Below are 17,330 nucleotides of genomic sequence, written 5' to 3'. Positions count from 1 at the left end.
TGCTTCGCGGCCTACTTGGCGGCCTACTTCGCGGCCTTGAAATCCGACTCGCTCATGCCGCGCCGCCAATAGGCCACGACCAGCTGCTCGTGCTTTTCCAGCCCGCGCTCCTCGCGCGCCCACTGGCGCACGGCCTGGGCGGTGTCGAACTCGCCAGCGGCCCAGACAAAGCGGCTGGCGGGATGACCGGCCAACGCATCCGGCCAGCGCACGGCGCGCAGCGCGTCGATCAGCAGCGTAGTGGTGCCGGCCTCGGCAGCGCCACGGTGCAGCCAGTGCCATTGCAGTCCTTCGGGCGCCTGCACGGGCTGCTCGTCCTGCGGAAACTGGACTTCGGCAAACACATGGCCGCGCGTATGCGCGGGCAGGGCCGCCGCGATGCGCAGCATGGCCGGCAGGCCGGTGTCGTCGCCGGCCAGCAGCATCCAGTCGGCCGGGGTGGCCGTGCGCCCGCCGGGGCCGGTCATGCCGATGCGCTGGCCCGGCTGGGCGCGCGCGGCCCAGGCCGACCCGGGGCCGGCGTCCTCGTGCAGCACGAAGTCCACGTCGATCCATCCGTCGGCGCCGTCTTGGGCCATTCCCATCGCACGCATGGTGTACGTGCGCATGTCCAGGCGCATGTCACCCTCGGGCAGGCGCAGCAGGCCGCTGGCCGACAGCGTGGGCCATTGGGGCTCGGTCACGCCGGGCTGGGGGAACAGCAGCTTGACGTGGATGTGGGTGTCCTGCGCATAGCGCGCCATGTCGTCGCAGGCAAAGCGCACGCGGCGCATGTGCGGCGTGAGATCGCGCACGGCCAGCACCCGCAGCTCGCGGAAGGCCGGCGGGCGCTGCAGCGCGGCACCGTCACCCTCCCAGGCCAGGGAGCCGTCGGCGGCGCCCGTGGCCTCCAGCAGCAGGTGGGCCAGCATGAGCTTCATGTCCTGCAGCAGCTCCACGCCGGGCGCGGCCACCTCGGCATGCACCTGCCGGCCCTCCAGCCACAGCTGGCCCCGGCCGCCTTCGTAGTCGGCCACCCAGCGCGAGCCTTCGCGGCGCACGGTGATGTCGTGCTCCTGCATGTGCCCGACGATGGCGGCAATGGCTTCGTCGGGCCTGTCCATGTGCACCGAGGTGCGCGCCTGCAGCTGTGTCATTCGCGTATGTCCTTTCTTTTGCCAGATTGCAGCACCGCCTGGCGCAAGCAGGCTTTGCGGCAGGCCTGCCGATGTTTGCGCCACGCGCCAAAGACGCCCGCCGGGCGTCAGACCCGGGCACGCACCAGCTTGGGAGAGATGCCGAAGCGGCGCTTGAAGGCCGTGGAAAAGTTGGCCGCGCTGGAATAGCCGGCCCCATGTGCAACCTCGGCCACGCTGCAGCCCGTCTGCTCCAGCGCGGCCCAGGCGCGCGCCAGCCGCTGCTCGCGCCGGTACTCGTCGATGCTGGAGCCATAGGCCAGGCGGAACTGGCGCTGCAGCGCACTGGCGCTCAGGCCCACTTCGCGTGCGATCTCGGCCAGCGTGCGGCAGCCGTAGCCGCCGCTGTCCAGCAGGGCCTTGAGGCGCGCCATGCGCCGGTGCTCGCGTACGCCCAGCACGCCCGGCACGGTCTGCGCCGGATCGGGCTCGGGCACCTCGAGGGACTGCACGGCCTCGTGCACCAGCTCCAGCGTACGGCTGGCCAGCAGCAAGGGCGCCGAGCCCTCGCGTGCCAGCTGGATGATCTGCTCGGCCACCGCCACGGCGCGCGGCGAGGGCTGCCAGGGCCGTATGGCCAGCAATTGCTGCTCCATCCAGCGCTGCAGCAGTGGCGGCGCCGCCATGGGCAGGGTCTGCGCAGCAAACCACTGCGGCTGCACGGTGATACTGAGCTTGCGCTCGAACTTTCCGCGCCGCCACTGCCGCATGAACATGTCGCCGGGCCGAGTGTGGATGACGGCCCCGCAGGCCTGCACATGGGCACCGGCGGCGCTGGCGGGCGCCACCTGCAGCTGCAGGCCCTGGTTGCCGAAGGCCACGTCCACGCACCCCTCCAGCAGCACGACCATGTGCAGGCCCGGCACGGCCGGCGAACGCGTGCTCATGGTGCGCAGGTCGCGGGCTTCCACGCCATGCAGCCACAGGCCGGGCTGGACCTGCCAGGCCTGCAGGTGCCCGGCCAGCAGCGCATCCTGCGCCGTGACCTCGGCATCGAGGATGCGGTAGTCGGGCCCGCTGAAGTCACAGGCACGCAGCGTGCCCCGCCCCAGCCAGCGCGGAGGGCGTGCAGGTGTTTGGACAGAGGAGAAAGCCATGGCCAGCCGGAGCGGTGCGCGCCCCACAGACAAGAATGATTCTTATTTTATGAAAGCCCCCTGCACCACGCTGGCTGCGGGGAATCCATTGCATGGCCTGGCGCGCGCAGGCCCGCGTGTGCGCCACAATGCGCCATGCTCAGCCTCCAAGACATCCAGAACGCCGCCGGCCGCCTGCGCGGCGCCGTGCTCGAAACGCCCTGCGTGGAATCGCGCACGCTGTCCCAGATCACGGGCGCGCAGGTGTATCTCAAGTTCGAGAACCTGCAGTTCACGGCCTCGTTCAAAGAACGCGGCGCCCTCAACAAGCTGGCCCAGCTCTCGCCCGAGGAGCGCGCACGCGGCGTGGTCGCCATGAGCGCCGGCAACCATGCCCAGGGCGTGGCCTACCACGCGCAGCGCCTGGGGGTGCGTGCCGTCATCGTCATGCCGCGCTTCACGCCGGGGGTGAAGGTGGAGCGCACGCGCGGCTTCGGCGCCGAGGTCGTGCTGCACGGCGACTCCCTGGCCGAGGCGCGCCAGCACGCCTACGCGCTGGCCGAGCAGCAGGGCCTGTGCTTTGTCCATCCCTATGACGACGAGCAGATCGCGGCGGGCCAGGGCACCCTGGCGCTGGAAATGCTGGCCGAGCAGCCGGATCTGGACCTGCTGGTCGTGGCCATTGGCGGCGGCGGCCTGATCGCGGGCGTGGCCACGGCGGCCAAGGGGCTGAACCCGGACATCGAAATCATCGGCGTGCAGACCCAGCGCTTTCCGTCCATGTTCAATGCCGTGCGCCAGGCCGAGCTGCCCATGGGAACCTCGACCATCGCCGAAGGCATTGCCGTCACCCAGCCCGGCGCGATCACGCAGGAGGTCGTGGCACGCCTGGTGGACGACATGCTGCTGGTCGATGAGGGCGACATCGAGCAGGCCGTGCTCATGCTGCTGGAGATCGAGAAGACCCTGGTCGAGGGCGCGGGCGCCGCAGGCCTGGCCGCGCTGCTGCGCCATCCGCAGCGCTTTGCGGGCAAGAAGGTGGGAATGATCCTGTCGGGCGGCAATATCGATCCGCTGCTGCTGGCGGCCATCATCGGGCGCGGAATGGTGCGCTCCGGGCGGCTGGCGCGCATCAAGGTCAGCGCGCGCGACGTGCCCGGCGTGCTGGCGCGCATCACGGCCACGGTGGCTGCAGCGGGCGCCAATATCGAGGAAGTCCACCACCAGCGCGCCTTCACCATGCTGGCCGCGCAGAGCGTGGAAATCGAGCTGGTGCTGCAGACGCGCAACAAGGCCCATATCGACGAGGTCATAGCCGCCCTTCAGGCCGAAGGCATGCAGGTCAATGCCGTCTAGCAGGCCCGGTGTCATGGCTTTCCCCGAAGGCGCCAGGGGACAGGCCTGCCTAGAATCAGGCATCCCCATTGGCAAGCCAGGAGCTTTTGCATGACGCACGATCCCGCAGCGCACCACGGCGAGCAGCCGGCCCCCGAAGACGCCACCGAGGCCGTCGTCCCCTACATGCCTGTCATCCTGCCCCTGGCAGGCGCCGTGCTGATGTTTCTGCTGGCCTTCATTGCCGTCAACATGGCCTGATTCCGGCCCTCCTGCCCCTGCACCAGGCCCCGCTTTGCGGGGCTTTTTGCTTGCCTTTTCAACAGGCAATTTCATCGTTCATATTGCATACTTCAATGCATAGAATGCATAGTTTTTGCCATTCGTTTGCTGACAAATTCGTGACCGCTCCCTAGAATCGAATCCCCAGCCGGTGCGCCGCCAGCTTCCGCCAGCGCCGCTTCGCCGCCCAGAGAAGAGCTTCCTTCGCGCGCCGACTGAACGAGAGCCCGTTTCTCAAAGTTGGCGCGGTGCAGCAGGCGCGTCCCCTTTGAAAAACTGGTTTTTTCAATTGAAGGAAGCTCCGCGATGAACGCACCCGTCATGCAAGGCCTGAACATCCAGGCCCCCGCCTATGTCAAGAACAGCCGCCTGATCGCCTGGGTGGCCGAGATGGCCGCACTGTGCAAGCCCGCCAAAATCCATTGGTGCGATGGCTCGCAGGAGGAATACGAGCAGCTGTGCCAGCAGCTCGTCGATGCCGGCACCTTCAAGAAGCTCGATCCCGTCAAGCGCCCCGGCAGCTACCTGGCCTGGTCCGATCCGTCCGATGTGGCGCGCGTCGAGGACCGCACCTACATCTGCTCGGCCAACAAGGAAGACGCAGGCCCGACCAACAACTGGATGGCCCCGAACGAGATGCGCGCCACGCTGCAGCCGCTGTTCGACGGCTGCATGGCCGGCCGCACCATGTATGTGGTGCCTTTCTCCATGGGCCCGCTGGGCTCGCCCATCGCCCACGTGGGCGTGGAGCTGTCCGACAGCGCCTATGTGGCCGTCAACATGAAGATCATGACCCGCATGGGCCGTGCCGTGTATGACGTGATCGGCGTGGAAGGCGAGTTCGTTCCCTGCGTGCACACCGTGGGCGCGCCCCTGGCCGAAGGCGAGAAGGACCAGACCAGCTGGCCCTGCAACAAGACCAAGTACATCGTCCACTACCCCGAGACGCGCGAAATCTGGAGCTATGGCTCGGGCTACGGCGGCAACGCCCTGCTGGGCAAGAAGTGCTTTGCGCTGCGCATCGCCTCCACCATGGGCCGCGACCAGGGCTGGCTGGCCGAGCACATGCTCATCCTGGGCGTGACCAACCCCGAAGGCAAGAAGTACCACGTGGCTGCGGCCTTCCCCAGCGCCTGCGGCAAGACCAACTTCTCCATGCTGGTGCCGCCCAAGGTCTTCGAAGGCTGGAAGGTCACCACCATCGGCGACGACATCGCCTGGATCAAGCCCCAGGCCGACGGCTCGCTGCGCGCCATCAACCCCGAAGCCGGCTATTTCGGCGTGGCCCCGGGCACGAACTACCACACCAATCCCAACTGCATGGCCAGCCTCGACAAGAACGTGATCTTCACGAACGTCGCGCTGACCGACGACAACGACGTGTGGTGGGAAGGCATGGACAAGGACACCGGCAAGCTGCCCGATCACCTGATCGACTGGCAAGGCAAGGACTGGACGCCCCAGATCGCCCGCGAGACCGGCGCCAAGGCCGCCCACCCCAACGCCCGCTTCACCGTGGCCGCGACCAACAACCCCGCGCTGGACGAAGCCTGGGACGATCCCAAGGGCGTGAAGATCGACGCCATCATCTTCGGCGGCCGCCGCTCCACCACCGTGCCGCTGGTGACCGAGGCCCGCAACTGGACCGAAGGCGTCTACATGGCCGCCACCATGGGCTCGGAAACCACGGCCGCCGCCTTCGGCGCCCAGGGCGTGGTGCGCCGCGACCCCTTCGCCATGCTGCCGTTTGCCGGCTACAACATGAGCGACTACTTCCAGCACTGGCTCACGCTGGGCGCCAAGATCCAGGCCCAGGGCGCGGCCCTGCCCAAGATCTTCACCACCAACTGGTTCCGCAAGAATGCCGACGGCAAGTTCGTCTGGCCCGGCTACGGCGAGAACATGCGCGTACTCAAGTGGATGATCGACCGCCTCGAAGGCCAGGCACAGGGCGAGCAGACCGCCTTCGGCATTGCGCCCCAGTACGCCGAGATCAACTGGACCGGCCTGGACTTCTCCGCCGACCAGTTCGCCAGCGTGACCAGCATCGACAAGGCCGCCTGGGCCGAGGAAATGCAGCTGCACACCGAGCACTTCGACAAGCTGGCCCACAAGCTGCCCCAGGAGCTGCTGGTGACCAAGGCCGAACTGGAAAAGCGCCTGGGGACATAAAGCTCCCCCTGAGCGGCTACGCCGCTTCCCCCTCTCGCTTCGCGGGGGGGACGGCACCCTCGGTGCGGGGCGGCCCTTCCTCGGTGCCCCTTGCTTTGGGCAGCGCCCGTTTCATGGACTGTGGAAGATGCACAGAACAATGAATCCCTGAGTAGCTCTCGACCCATGGAAAAAGCCTCGCACTGCGAGGCCTTTTTTGTGGCGTTTCAACGACGCCCCCAGACAACAAAAAAGCCGCGCCTTGTGGGCAGCGGCTTTTTTTGGAGGAGCGCCGCAAGGCGCCCCAGGCAGAGATCAGCTACCTTGCCTATCCATGGCGCGGGCCAGATCGGCCATCAGGCGGGCGTCCTGCAGGGCGGCGTTCCAGATGCGCTCGTCAGCGGCGGCCTGCTGGCGGCTCTCGGTCCAGGCGCGGTAGCCGGCACGGGCCATCATGGCGGCGCGGCGGGCGGGGGCGGAGAACAGGGCCAGGCCCATGAAGGCGGCAACCCACAGCACGACCCAGGCGCCCAGCATGTGGCCGTCGGTCCAGTTGTGGGCCACCTCGTTGACCACCACCATCAGCGCGGCCACCAGGGCAGCGAGCAGCAGGGCGCTGGCGCCGCGCTTGCCGGAGAAACGCTTGACGGCGCTCTTGCGGTCGTCGGCGGCTTGATAGACATGCACCACACCAGGGTGCTCGACACAGTAGGAGTTGTAAATGAAGTTGCTCATGGCAGATAAACCCAGTTAAATGGCCGCTTTTGACGGCGTGGCGGGCGACTAGGGGTAACTATAGGGTTTACCCTAGAGTTCTTCAAATTTATATCTTGAATCTGTAGCATTCACACCAGTGATGACTCAGCGCTCGCTGCCACGGCCATGTCCGCCCTGAACTTCCGCACACTGGATCTGAACCTGCTGCGCGTCTTCGACGAGGTGATGGCGGAGCGCAGCCTCACGCGGGCGGCCCACAAGCTGGCCATCACCCAGCCGGCCGTGAGCAATGCGCTGCGCCGCCTGCGCGAGGCGCTGGGCGACGAGCTCCTGGTGCGCCAGGGCCAGGGCGTGGAGCCCACGCCGCGCGCGCTGGCGCTGTGGCCCGTGATCCGCGAGGCGCTGCAGCAGTTGCAGGACACGCTGACGCCAGGCGAATTCCACCCATCCACCGCCACCGCCACCTTTGTGCTGGCCATGGCCGACGCCACGGCCGCCACGCTGATTCCTCCCATGTTCAGCCTGCTGGAGCGCGAGGCGCCCGGCATCGGCATCCGCGTGCTGCCGCTGACCACGCGCGACCCGCGCAGCCTGCTGGAGGCCGGCGAGGCCGACATGGCCGTGGGCTACTTCCCCGCCGCGCTGGCCGACCTGACGGCGCGCGCGCAGTCGGGCGCCCTGGTGGCCTTCGACAGCCGGCGCCTGTATGAAGGCGAGTACCTGTGCGTGATGCGCCAGGGCCATCCGCTGGCCGATGTGCCGCTGACGCTGGACAACTACTGCGCGGCGCGCCACATGCTGGTGAGCTTCTCGGGCCGCTCCTTCGGCTTCATCGACGAGGCCCTGGCCTCGCTGGGCCGCACGCGCCAGGTGGTGCTCACCGTCAACCAGTTCTTCACGGCCGGGCGCGTGGTCATGACCTCCAACCTGCTGACCATATTGCCGCGCCACTTCGTGCCCGTGACCGGCATGGCCGACAAGCTGGTGCTGCGCGAGCTGCCCTTCGACGTGCAGCCCGTGCACGTGGACGCGCTGTGGCGCCGGCGCGGCCAGCATCCTCAGGCCTACGACTGGCTGCTGCGCACGCTCACGCGCTCTGCAGAGGCGACCTTCCCGCACACCTGAGCGCCGTTTGCGGGGCGCCCGCGCCAGCGCAGGTTCTACACTTGGCCGCATGAAGATCCAGCTGCTGTCCGACCTGCACCTCGAGGCCCATCCGCATTTCATCGCCGAGCCCGCACCCGATGCCGACGTGCTGGTGCTGGCCGGCGACATAGGCTCCTACCAGAGCGGCAGCCTGCTGCCGGGCCAGGATTTCGGGCTGGAGCGCTTCTCTCCCCTGCCCCAGTACGCGGGCTGGCCCTGCCCCGTGATCTTCGTGCCGGGCAACCATGAGTACGACATGCAGGACTTCGACGCCGCCCACGCCCGCCTGCGTGCCACCTGCGAGCGCATGGGCATGGTCTGGCTGGAGCGCGAGACGGCCGTGCTGGACGGCGTGCGCTTCGTGGGCACCACGCTGTGGAGCGACTACGACGCCATGTCCATGCATGAAGGCGTGACCGATCTGGCCCGGCTGCTCAAACTGCGCGAGAAGGCCTTTCGCGCCGCCAATTTCTACCTGCAAAAGACCGGCGGCACGCGCGACGGCGAGCCCTTCCTGGCCGAGCCCATGCGCGAGCAGTCGCTGGTCTGCCAGCAATGGCTGCGCCAGGCGCTGGCCAGGCCCTTCGATGGCACCACGGTGGCCGTCACGCATTTCGCGCCCAGCCTGCGCAGCGCCGACCCGCGCTACGGCCTGGTGCCGGGCACGGCCGGCTTTTGCAACGTGCTGGATGAACTGCTGCCCTTTGCCGATCTGTGGCTGCACGGCCACCTGCATTCGCCCAGCGACTATGTGGCCGAGGGCCTGCGCGGCGATGGCAGCGCCTGGCGCTGCCGCGTGGTGGCCAACCCGCTGGGCTACGCGCGCAAGGGCGAGCAGGAGGGGTTTTCGCCGCGCTCTACCATCGAGTTGCCGGTGCATGCGACCGCAGGGGCGGCAGAGGCACCGGCCCGTGCTTGACCTGGATCAAGCACTCCACCCCGGCTTGGGCTTAGTCTCGGGCCATACCCAAGGAGGACCTTCATGAACATCCTGCTCGCTGTCGATGGCAGCCCCTACACCCAGAAGATGCTGGCCTACCTGACCTCGCACCCGGAGATCCTGGGTTCGGCCCACAGCTACAGCGCCATCACCGTCCAGCCCCAGCTGCCGGCCCGCGCGCGCGCCGCCCTGGGCAAGGACGTGGTGGACGAGTACTACGCCGAGGAGTCGACCAAGGTGCTGGACCCCGTGTGCAGCTACCTGGCCGAGCACGGCGTGCAGGCAGCCCGCCTGAGCAAGGTCGGCCCGATTGCCGACTCCATCATCAAGGCGGCCGAAGAAGGCAAGTTCGACCTGCTGGTCATGGGCACGCATGGCCACGGCACGCTGGGCCGCCTGGTCATGGGCTCGGTCAGCACCCAGGTGCTGGCCGGCAGCCAGGTGCCTGTGCTGCTGATCCGCTGATCGACCGCTCGATACGCTGCCCCGTGCACACGCAGCGCCCATAACCAGAAAAAGCAAAGCGCGGGCATCACGGCGCAATGAGGCAAGGACGGCTCCCCTGAGGGAGCCGTCTTTTTTTGCATGGTGCCTTCCCACCATCCTGCGGGCCTGCCGTCACCGGGCTGTCACAGCCGCCTCTTACAGTCGCGCGATTTGTCACACAGGGGGATGGTGAGCATGCGCGCGAGTACTTTGGATTGGCGGCACAAGGCGATTGCAACGGCCTGCCTGGCCCTGTGTGGCGCTGCATGGTCCGCGCCCTTCACCCCGGGCAACCTGGTGGCCTACCGTGTGGGCACGGGCACAGGCGCGCTGCCCGTGTTCCTGGATGAGTACCGCGTGGACGGCACGCTGGTGCAATCGCTGCCGCTGTCAGGCGGAGCGACGCCGCTGACGGCCAGCAGCAAGGGCTCGGAAGGCCTGCTCAACCGCTCGGACAATGGCCTGTGCCTGGTGGTTCCCGGCTATGCCGTGGCCACCGGCGGCACCGAGCCCAACGGCGTCACGGCAGCGGCGGCCCCGCGCGCCGTGGCCGTGGTGGGGTTCGACTCCGACGTGAAAAGCCTGCGCGCGCTCGGCACCACGGCCTTCAGCAAGGACACCATCCGCGGTGCAGCCAGCAGCGACTGCGGCGCCGTCTGGGCCAGCGGCAAGGGTACGGCCACGGCCAACAATGGCATCTGGCATGTGGCTGCCGACGGCACGGGCATCTCCCAACTGAACAGCAGCAATGTCCAGGGCCTGGCGGTCGCCGGCGGCCAGTTGATCGCCGCCATCAACGGCGGCTCGCTCAACCAGATCGGCACGAATTTGCCGACCACGGGCATCCAGACGGCCCTGCCCCTGGCGGGCCTGACGCCCTCCACCTACCGCGGCATCGCCTTCCTGCAACTCGATGGCGGCCCCGCCCTGGCGAACACCGTCTACGTGGCGGACAACGATACCGGCGCCATCCGGAAATTCCGCCTCTCGATGGACGGCACCAGCTGGCAGCCCGCAGGCTCCATTGCCGGCCTGTCCAAGGTCCACGGCCTGGCCGCCTTCGATACCGGCGGCGGCAATGTGATGCTGATGGCCACCGACACCACGGGCCGCCTGTACCGCGCCTTCGATCACGGCGGCTACGCCGGCACGCTGTCGGGCACGGCCGAATCCATCGCTGCGCCGCAGGACGGCGTGTTCTATGGCGTGGCCTGGGCCCCGCTGGAGACCGTGCCCGCGACCGTGCCCGCCGCCCCCTCCAACCTGGCGGCCACCCCGGCCGGCAACCGCGTGACGGCCGCCTGGGACGCCGTGCCGGGCGCAGCCTACTACGTGGTGGAGCTGTCGCAGGACAGCTTTGCATCGGTAGCCTCCACGGCCGTGGCCCTGGGCAACAGCCAGGCGCTGGAAGGCCTGCAGCCCGGCAGCTATACGCTGCGCGTGCGCGCGGTCAACGGCCTCGGCGGGAGCACGGCTGCAGTGAGCGTGCCTTTCATGGCCTCGGCCCCGCCGACGGCCTCGCTGCCCGAACTGACCGCGTTTTCCGGCGTGGTCGGCGACGCCAACGACCCCCTTGCCTCGGCAGGCATCGGCTTCACGGTGCAGGATGCGGGGGGCGCTGGCGGCGTACAGGTCACTGCGCGTTCGAGCAACCAGGCCGTGGTGGCCGACGCCGGCCTGGCCGCGTCCAACCAGGCCGGCAACGCCGTGCTCAGGATCACGCCCACGGGCCTGGGCTATGCCGACATCACCGTCACGCTGACCAACGCGGGCGGCGCCTCCGTCAGCCGCACCATCAAGTACGCGGCCTCGGCCAACACCGCAGCCAACACCAGCCCGCGCTGGCTGGCCGGGCGCTCGGACGCATCGACGGCCATCGTCATCGATGCCGCCACCATGCTGGTGGGCGACGACGAGGCGCCTGCCCAGGATGCCTCGGGCAATGCGCTGCCGGCCGGCAACTCCTTCTCGGCCTATGGCCCGGCCGGCGGGCTGCCCATCAAGCCGCTGATGCTGGACAGGACCGCCCTGGGCCTGGCCGACGCCGCCGCCTGCGCCGCCCCCGGCCTCACGGGCCTGGACAGCTGCAAGAGCGACGAGGAAATGGACATCGAGGCCAGCTTTGCCCTGGGCAGCCGCGTGTACGTGGCGGGCTCGCACTCCAACAACAAGAGCGGCAAGTCGCGCACCGACCGCTGGCGCCTGGCGGCGATGGATGTGACCGGCTCCGGCGCCTCCACGGCGCTGACCGCCAGTGGCTACTACCGCTGGCTGCGCGAGGACCTGCGCAGCTGGGACGCGGCCGCGCATGACGGCCTTGCCGCCCACTACCTGGGCCTGGTGGCCAGCTCGGACGGAGGTGCCACCAAGGCGCCCGAGGCCGAGACGATGAGCGGCTTTTCCATCGAAGGCATGTCCACCAGCCCCGACAACGGCGCCGCCTGGCTGGGCTTTCGCGCGCCGCTGGTGCCGGCGCCGGGCGCGCCCGCCGTCACGGCCGACGACGCGACGGGCCGCACGCATGCGCTGATCGTGCCCGTGACCAACTTCGCGGCCCTGCCTGCGGCCGATGGCGGCAGCAAGGGCAGCGCGTCCATGGGCCCGCCGATTCGCCTGGACCTGGGCGGCCGCGGCATCCGCGAAATCCGCAAGAACGCGGCGGGCGAGTACCTGATCATTGCCGGCCCCTCGGCCAGCGCCACGGGCACCGCGCCGCGCAACTTCCAGCTCTACTCCTGGGATGGCCGCGTGAACGGCGCAGGCCTGGCCCTGAACCTGCGACCGCGCGCTGCCGACCTGGCCGCCATCACCGCACCCCACACCGCCTGCTCGGCCGAAGGCATAGGCGCCATGCCCGCCAGCCTGGACGCGGGCGGCAGCGTGGACATCCTCAGCGACTGCGGCGACGCCGATTTCTACGGCGATGGCACCGTGGCCAAGGACCTGCCCTATGCCGCCTGGAAAAAGGCGCGCCTGGACAGCCTGGCGGTGCCGGCGCTGTCCACCGTGGCCCTGTCCGCCCAGGCAGTGGACCAGACATCGGCCGTGGTCCAGGCCACGCCCAGCGTGGGCGGCAGCCTGCGCGCCGTGGCCCTGCCCGCCAATGCGCCCGTCCCCAGCTGGGAACAGGTCATGGCCGGCCTGGATGCCGCCGGCCTGCCGGCCCCTGCCAGCAACACGGTCAGCACCGCAGCCGGCACGGCCGCCACGCTGTCCTTCACCGGCCTGGACCCCGCCGTGAGCTACCGCGTGCATGCGGTCAACCTGCCGGCCTCGGGCACGGCCAGCGCGCCGGCTGTGCTGGCCCTGAGCAAGCCCGTGCCCATCGGCACGCAGATCGGCACGGGCAGCAACACGGCGGGTGTCAGCAACGGCACGGGCAATGTGGGTGCGGACCAATGGCAGTTCGCCTCGAACTCGGCAGGCTTTCAGCCTGCGCCCTCGCAAAGCCCGCTGCCGGGCGGCCTGCGCATGCCCTACGGCAGCCTGAGCTTCGTGCTCATGGGCGGCACACCGGGCTCCATGGCCACCATCCGCATGGACCTGCCTGAAGCCGCACCCGCCCAGGCCACGCTCTGGAAGTACGGCCCCACGGCCGCCACGCCCACGGCGCACTGGTATGAGCTGGCCGCATCGGCCTACCGCTTCGCACCCGACCGCCGCTCGGTGAGCTTCGACATCACCGACGGGCAGACGGGAGACAGCGACCTGACCGTCAACGGCGTCATCGTAGACCCCGTGGCGGTGGCCGCGCCTGCGGCCCTGCCGCCCGGCGCCACGGCCACCCCCGTGCCCGGCCTGTCCACACTGGCCCAGGCGCTGCTGGCGCTGGCCCTGGGCGGCATGGCCGCACTGCGCCGCCGCCGCGGCTGACGCCAGCACCGGCCAGCCCCCCCGCCAGCACCGGCAGCGCCCGGTGCCCCTTCAAGCCCCTGCACGGTTCGCCGCGCAGGGGCTTTTTGCTGCGGCCTGGGAAAACCCTGAATCCACCGTGTTGACGGGGCTTGTTGCAAAAACAATAATTACCACGTTAACTAAATCCACACCATGCAGATTCAGCCCTTTCTCCTGGATGACGGCCTTGCGCTGGGCACGGTCTACGGCACGCTGCTCAACGAGCGCGCCACCGTGCAGCGCCTGTCGCCGCAGTTCGACAGCGCGCCCTACAAGGCCGCTCCGCGCGCGCCCGTGCTCTATCTCAAGCCGCGCAACACCTGGGCGCGCGATGGCGCTGCGGTGGCCGTGCCGGCCGATCCCGGAGAGGTCCGCGTCGATGCCAGCATCGGCCTGGTGATCGGCCGCAGCGCCACGCGCGTCAGCGAAGCAACGGCCCTGGACCATGTGGCCGGCTGGCTGATCGCCAGCGACCTCACGCTGCCGCACGAGAACTACTACCGCCCCGCCATCCGCCAGCGCTGCCGCGACGGTTTCTGCCCGCTGGGCGCCCTCGTTCGCGGCACAGGCTTTGACGCACAGGCGGCCACGCTCACGGTGTCCATCAATGGTGAACAGGTCTGGCAGCGCGGCTTTGCCGACCTGGTGCGCCCGCCCGCAAGGCTGCTGGCCGACGTGACCGAATTCATGACGCTGTCGCCCGGCGACGTGCTGCTGCTGGGCCCGGGCGAGGGCGCGCCGCTGGCGCGACCGGGAGACCGCGTGGTCATCGAGGTGCCCGGCCTGGGCCGGCTCACGCATTCGGTGGCGGCAGAACAGGGAGCAGCAGCATGAAGCACGGACGCGTCATCTTCGAAGGACAGACCCTGCAGGTCACCGAAGGCCCGCACGGACAGGTGCAGTTGCCCGATGGCCGCCTGGTGGCGGAGACCGCCGTGCAGTGGCTGCCGCCGCTGCAGTTCGGCACGGTCTTCGCGCTGGGCCTGAACTATGCGGACCATGCCAAGGAAATCGCCTTCAACAAGGCGCCCGAGGAGCCGCTGGTCTTCCTCAAGGGCCCGAACACGCTGAACGGCCACCGCGGCCGCACGTACCGGCCCGCCGACGTGGCCTACATGCACTTCGAGTGCGAGTTGGGCGTGGTCATAGGCAAGACCTGCCGCAACGTGCGCCGCGAGGATGCCTACGGCGTGGTCGCCGGCTACTGCACGGCCAACGACTACGCCATACGCGACTACCTGGAGAACTTCTACCGGCCCAACCTGCGCGTGAAGAACCGCGACGGCGCCACGCCCGTGGGCCCATGGTTCGTCGATGCAGCCGATGTGCCCGACCCCATGAACCTGCGCCTGCGCAGCTGGGTCAACGGCGAGCTCAAGCAGGACGGCAGCACGCGCGACATGGTGCATGACATCCCCTCGCTGATCGCCCACCTGTCGGGCTTCATGACGCTGAACCCCGGCGATCTCATCCTCACCGGCACGCCCGACGGCGTGGCCGACTCCCGCGTGGGCGACGAGATCGTCACCGAGATCGAAGGCCTGGGCCGCCTGGTCAACACCATCGTCGGCGACGCGCCGGCCGCCTCCTGAACCCACCGCACACGCCAAGGAACTCCCATGCGCATTGACCACCTGATCGACGGCAAGGCCGTCGCCGGCAAGGACTATTTCGAGACCGTCAACCCCGCCACCCAGGAGGTGCTGGCCGAGGTTGCCGCTGGCGGCGAGGCCGAGGTGCAGGCCGCCGTCGCCGCCGCGAAGAACGCCTTCCCGAAATGGGCCAACACGCCCGCCACCGAACGCGCCAAGCTCGTGCGCAAGCTGGGCGACCTGATCGCCCGCCATGTGCCCGAGATCGCGCAGACCGAGACCAACGACTGCGGCCAGGTCATCGCCCAGACCGGCAAGCAACTGGTGCCGCGCGCGGCCGACAACTTCTACTACTTTGCCGAGATGTGCACGCGCGTGGACGGCCACACCTATCCCACGCCCACGCACCTGAACTACACCCTGTTCCACCCCGTGGGCGTGTGCGCGCTGATCTCGCCGTGGAACGTGCCCTTCATGACGGCCACCTGGAAGGTGGCGCCCTGCCTGGCCTTCGGCAACACGGCCGTGCTCAAGATGAGCGAGCTGTCGCCCATGACGGCCGCGCGCCTGGGCGAGCTGGCGCTGGAGGCCGGCATTCCGCCCGGCGTGCTCAACCTGGTGCACGGCTACGGCAAGGACGCGGGCGAGCCCCTGGTGCGCCACCGCGATGTGCGCGCCGTCTCGTTCACGGGCTCGACCCAGACCGGCAACCGCATCGTGCAGGCCGCCGGCCTCAAGAAGTTCAGCATGGAGCTGGGCGGCAAGAGCCCCTTCGTGATCTTTGACGACGCCGACTTCGAGCGCGCGCTGGATGCGGCCGTGTTCATGATCTTCTCCAACAACGGCGAGCGCTGCACGGCCGGCAGCCGCATCCTGGTGCAAAAGGGCATCTATGCGAAATTCGTGGACCGCTTCGTGGAGCGCGCCAGGAAGATCACCGTGGGCGACCCGCTGGACGAATCCACCATCGTCGGCCCCATGATCAGCGCCAGCCACCTGGCCAAGGTGCGCCACTACATCGAACTGGGCCAGAAGGAAGGCGCCAGCATGCTGTGCGGTGGCCTGGACGCGCCCGTGCTGCCCGAGCGCGTGCGCAAGGGCAACTATGTGCTGCCCACGGTGTTTGCCGACGTGGACAACCGCATGCAGATCGCCCAGGACGAGATCTTCGGCCCCGTGGCCTGCATCATCCCCTTCAGCGACGAGGCCGAGGCCGTGCGCCTGGCCAACGACATCCAGTACGGCCTGTCCAGCTATGTCTGGACCGAGAGCGTGGGCCGCGCCCACCGCGTGGCCGCCGCCATCGAGGCCGGCATGTGCTTCGTCAACAGCCAGAACGTGCGCGACCTGCGCCAGCCCTTCGGCGGCACCAAGGCCTCGGGCACGGGCCGCGAGGGCGGCAGCTGGAGCTACGAGGTCTTTTGCGAGCCCAAGAACGTGGCCGTCTCGCTGGGCTCGCACCATATTCCGCACTGGGGCGTCTGAACGGGCGACCAACGACAACGACAAAGAGAACCGAGGAGACAAGACATGCAACGCCGCCATTTCCTGCAATCCACCGCAGCCACCACGGCCGCAGCGCTGATGCTCCCGGGCCTTTCCCGGGCCCAGCCCGGCAGCGCGTCCGGCACCTGGCCCGCAAAGCCGCTGCGCATCATCGTGCCCTTCACGCCGGGCGGCACCACCGACCTGGTGGCGCGCCTGGTGGGCACCGAGCTGGGCAAGTCCCTGGGCCAGCCTGTGATCGTGGAGAACAAGCCCGGCGCGGGCACGGTGATCGGCGTGGACTATGTGTCCAAGCAGCCGGCCGACGGCTACACCCTGGTGTGCGTGGCCAACAGCTTCACGGCCAACAAGACGCTGGTGAAGAACCTGCCCTACGACACCACGCGCGACCTCAAGCCCGTGGCGCTGATGGGCCTGTCCGAGCATGTGCTGGCCACCCACCCGGGCAGCGGACTGAAGACGCTGGCCGACCTGCGCAGCCGCGCCAAAGCCAAGCCCGGTGAGCTCAGCTATGCCTCGTTCGGCAACGGCACCTCGGCCCATCTGTCGGGCGCGCTGCTGTGCCAGGAGATGGGCATCGAGATGGTCCACATCCCCTACAAGGGCCAGGGCCCGGCGCTGGCCGACCTGCTGGGCGGCCAGGTGGACGTAATGTTCGGCAACTGGCCCGAGTTCCGTGGCCATGTGCAAAGCGGCAAGCTGGTGGCACTGGGCATGGCCACGCGCCAGCGCTCTCAGTTCGCTCCCCAGGTGCCCACGCTGGCCGAGCAGGGCGTGGCGCTGGAATCCAACTCCTGGCAGGGTCTGCTGGCACCCGGCGCCACGCCCGATGCGCTGGTGCAGCGCATCAACGCCGCCGTGGTCAAGGCCCTGGCCGAGCCCGCCGTGGTGGACGCCTTCGCGCGCGGCGGCATCGTCTCGCAGGCCGGCACGGCGCAGCAGTTCGCAGCCTTCGTCACCAGCGAAATCGCCAAGTACGAAGCCATCATCCGCCGCGCCAACATCACGCTGGGTTGAGGCTGGACCACCG

Annotated in this window: 14 protein-coding genes and 1 pseudogene; 11 read left to right on the top strand and 4 right to left on the bottom strand. The window is 68.9% G+C overall.

Annotated features, from left to right (window positions below; genetic code table 11):
• Nucleotides 1–23: 23 nt before the first annotated feature.
• Nucleotides 24–1,136 (bottom strand): siderophore-interacting protein, encoded by a 1,113-nt coding sequence (locus ACN20X_RS00560; RefSeq protein ID WP_473210176.1) that lies wholly within the window; start codon nt 1,134–1,136, stop codon nt 24–26.
• Between the two features lie 107 nt (nt 1,137–1,243).
• Complete coding sequence (locus tag ACN20X_RS00555; RefSeq protein WP_473210175.1) at nt 1,244–2,272, bottom strand: helix-turn-helix transcriptional regulator; 1,029 nt, start codon at nt 2,270–2,272, stop codon at nt 1,244–1,246.
• 135 nt (nt 2,273–2,407) lie between these two features.
• Between ACN20X_RS00555 and ACN20X_RS00550 the strand changes: the two genes are divergently transcribed.
• Nucleotides 2,408–3,607, top strand: a complete 1,200-nt coding sequence (locus ACN20X_RS00550; protein ID WP_016447351.1) for a threonine ammonia-lyase — start codon at nt 2,408–2,410, stop codon at nt 3,605–3,607.
• A gap of 90 nt (nt 3,608–3,697) precedes the next feature.
• The gene (locus tag ACN20X_RS00545; protein WP_016447350.1) at nt 3,698–3,847 is read left to right on the top strand and encodes a hypothetical protein; all 150 of its coding nucleotides are present in this window, start codon (nt 3,698–3,700) and stop codon (nt 3,845–3,847) included.
• Between the two features lie 92 nt (nt 3,848–3,939).
• Here the strand turns inward: ACN20X_RS00545 and ACN20X_RS00540 are convergent, their stop codons facing one another.
• Nucleotides 3,940–4,191 (bottom strand): hypothetical protein, encoded by a 252-nt coding sequence (locus ACN20X_RS00540; protein WP_126311565.1) that lies wholly within the window; start codon nt 4,189–4,191, stop codon nt 3,940–3,942.
• On the opposite strand from ACN20X_RS00540, the gene ACN20X_RS00535 reads away from it, so the two are divergent.
• Nucleotides 4,175–6,040, top strand: a complete 1,866-nt coding sequence (locus ACN20X_RS00535; RefSeq protein WP_016447349.1) for a phosphoenolpyruvate carboxykinase (GTP) — start codon at nt 4,175–4,177, stop codon at nt 6,038–6,040. The two genes, ACN20X_RS00540 and ACN20X_RS00535, sit on opposite strands and share 17 nt — an antisense overlap.
• 294 nt (nt 6,041–6,334) lie before the next feature.
• Here the strand turns inward: ACN20X_RS00535 and ACN20X_RS00530 are convergent, their stop codons facing one another.
• The gene (locus tag ACN20X_RS00530; RefSeq protein ID WP_016447348.1) at nt 6,335–6,754 is read right to left on the bottom strand and encodes a hypothetical protein; all 420 of its coding nucleotides are present in this window, start codon (nt 6,752–6,754) and stop codon (nt 6,335–6,337) included.
• A gap of 147 nt (nt 6,755–6,901) precedes the next feature.
• Between ACN20X_RS00530 and ACN20X_RS00525 the strand changes: the two genes are divergently transcribed.
• The 8 genes and pseudogenes from ACN20X_RS00525 to ACN20X_RS00490 form a co-directional block, all read left to right on the top strand.
• Nucleotides 6,902–7,861: a LysR family transcriptional regulator gene (locus ACN20X_RS00525; RefSeq protein ID WP_016452246.1), complete on the top strand. Its 960-nt coding sequence runs from the start codon at nt 6,902–6,904 to the stop codon at nt 7,859–7,861.
• 49 nt (nt 7,862–7,910) lie between these two features.
• Entirely contained in the window at nt 7,911–8,801 is an 891-nt protein-coding gene (locus tag ACN20X_RS00520) for a metallophosphoesterase (protein ID WP_473210174.1), read from the top strand.
• A gap of 63 nt (nt 8,802–8,864) precedes the next feature.
• On the top strand, nt 8,865–9,287 hold the full coding sequence (locus ACN20X_RS00515; RefSeq protein WP_016447345.1) for a universal stress protein: 423 nt from the start codon (nt 8,865–8,867) through the stop codon (nt 9,285–9,287).
• Nucleotides 9,288–9,503: 216 nt separating this feature from the next.
• A complete protein-coding gene (locus ACN20X_RS00510; protein WP_473210173.1) occupies nt 9,504–13,181 on the top strand; it encodes an IPTL-CTERM sorting domain-containing protein in 3,678 nt (1,225 codons plus the stop codon).
• 174 nt (nt 13,182–13,355) lie between these two features.
• Nucleotides 13,356–14,036 (top strand): fumarylacetoacetate hydrolase family protein, encoded by a 681-nt coding sequence (locus tag ACN20X_RS00505; protein ID WP_473210172.1) that lies wholly within the window; start codon nt 13,356–13,358, stop codon nt 14,034–14,036.
• The gene (locus tag ACN20X_RS00500) at nt 14,033–14,794 is read left to right on the top strand and encodes a fumarylacetoacetate hydrolase family protein (RefSeq protein ID WP_016452249.1); all 762 of its coding nucleotides are present in this window, start codon (nt 14,033–14,035) and stop codon (nt 14,792–14,794) included. Before ACN20X_RS00505 ends, ACN20X_RS00500 begins: the two co-directional genes overlap by 4 nt.
• A 27-nt stretch (nt 14,795–14,821) precedes the next feature.
• Complete coding sequence (gene hpaE / locus ACN20X_RS00495; protein ID WP_017405675.1) at nt 14,822–16,279, top strand: 5-carboxymethyl-2-hydroxymuconate semialdehyde dehydrogenase; 1,458 nt, start codon at nt 14,822–14,824, stop codon at nt 16,277–16,279.
• Nucleotides 16,280–16,321: 42 nt separating this feature from the next.
• Nucleotides 16,322–17,317: pseudogene (locus tag ACN20X_RS00490) on the top strand (tripartite tricarboxylate transporter substrate binding protein); the annotation flags it as partial.
• Between the last annotated feature and the right edge of the window lie 13 nt (nt 17,318–17,330).

This window comes from Delftia sp. PX-1 (genome assembly GCF_055797465.1).
This window is presented reverse-complemented; position numbering and strand designations above follow the sequence as displayed.

Bases quoted from the DNA above. Each gene is read 5' to 3' on its own strand.
- ACN20X_RS00545 (WP_016447350.1), top strand. From the start codon at position 3,698: ATGACGCACGATCCCGCAGCGCACCACGGCGAGCAGCCGGCCCCCGAA.
- ACN20X_RS00560 (WP_473210176.1), bottom strand. From the start codon at position 1,136: ATGACACAGCTGCAGGCGCGCACCTCGGTGCACATGGACAGGCCCGAC.
- ACN20X_RS00525 (WP_016452246.1), top strand. From the start codon at position 6,902: ATGTCCGCCCTGAACTTCCGCACACTGGATCTGAACCTGCTGCGCGTC.
- ACN20X_RS00510 (WP_473210173.1), top strand. From the start codon at position 9,504: ATGCGCGCGAGTACTTTGGATTGGCGGCACAAGGCGATTGCAACGGCC.
- ACN20X_RS00520 (WP_473210174.1), top strand. From the start codon at position 7,911: ATGAAGATCCAGCTGCTGTCCGACCTGCACCTCGAGGCCCATCCGCAT.
- ACN20X_RS00500 (WP_016452249.1), top strand. From the start codon at position 14,033: ATGAAGCACGGACGCGTCATCTTCGAAGGACAGACCCTGCAGGTCACC.
- ACN20X_RS00550 (WP_016447351.1), top strand. From the start codon at position 2,408: ATGCTCAGCCTCCAAGACATCCAGAACGCCGCCGGCCGCCTGCGCGGC.
- hpaE (WP_017405675.1), top strand. From the start codon at position 14,822: ATGCGCATTGACCACCTGATCGACGGCAAGGCCGTCGCCGGCAAGGAC.
- ACN20X_RS00535 (WP_016447349.1), top strand. From the start codon at position 4,175: ATGAACGCACCCGTCATGCAAGGCCTGAACATCCAGGCCCCCGCCTAT.
- ACN20X_RS00505 (WP_473210172.1), top strand. From the start codon at position 13,356: ATGCAGATTCAGCCCTTTCTCCTGGATGACGGCCTTGCGCTGGGCACG.
- ACN20X_RS00540 (WP_126311565.1), bottom strand. From the start codon at position 4,191: ATGACGGGTGCGTTCATCGCGGAGCTTCCTTCAATTGAAAAAACCAGT.
- ACN20X_RS00530 (WP_016447348.1), bottom strand. From the start codon at position 6,754: ATGAGCAACTTCATTTACAACTCCTACTGTGTCGAGCACCCTGGTGTG.
- ACN20X_RS00515 (WP_016447345.1), top strand. From the start codon at position 8,865: ATGAACATCCTGCTCGCTGTCGATGGCAGCCCCTACACCCAGAAGATG.
- ACN20X_RS00555 (WP_473210175.1), bottom strand. From the start codon at position 2,272: ATGGCTTTCTCCTCTGTCCAAACACCTGCACGCCCTCCGCGCTGGCTG.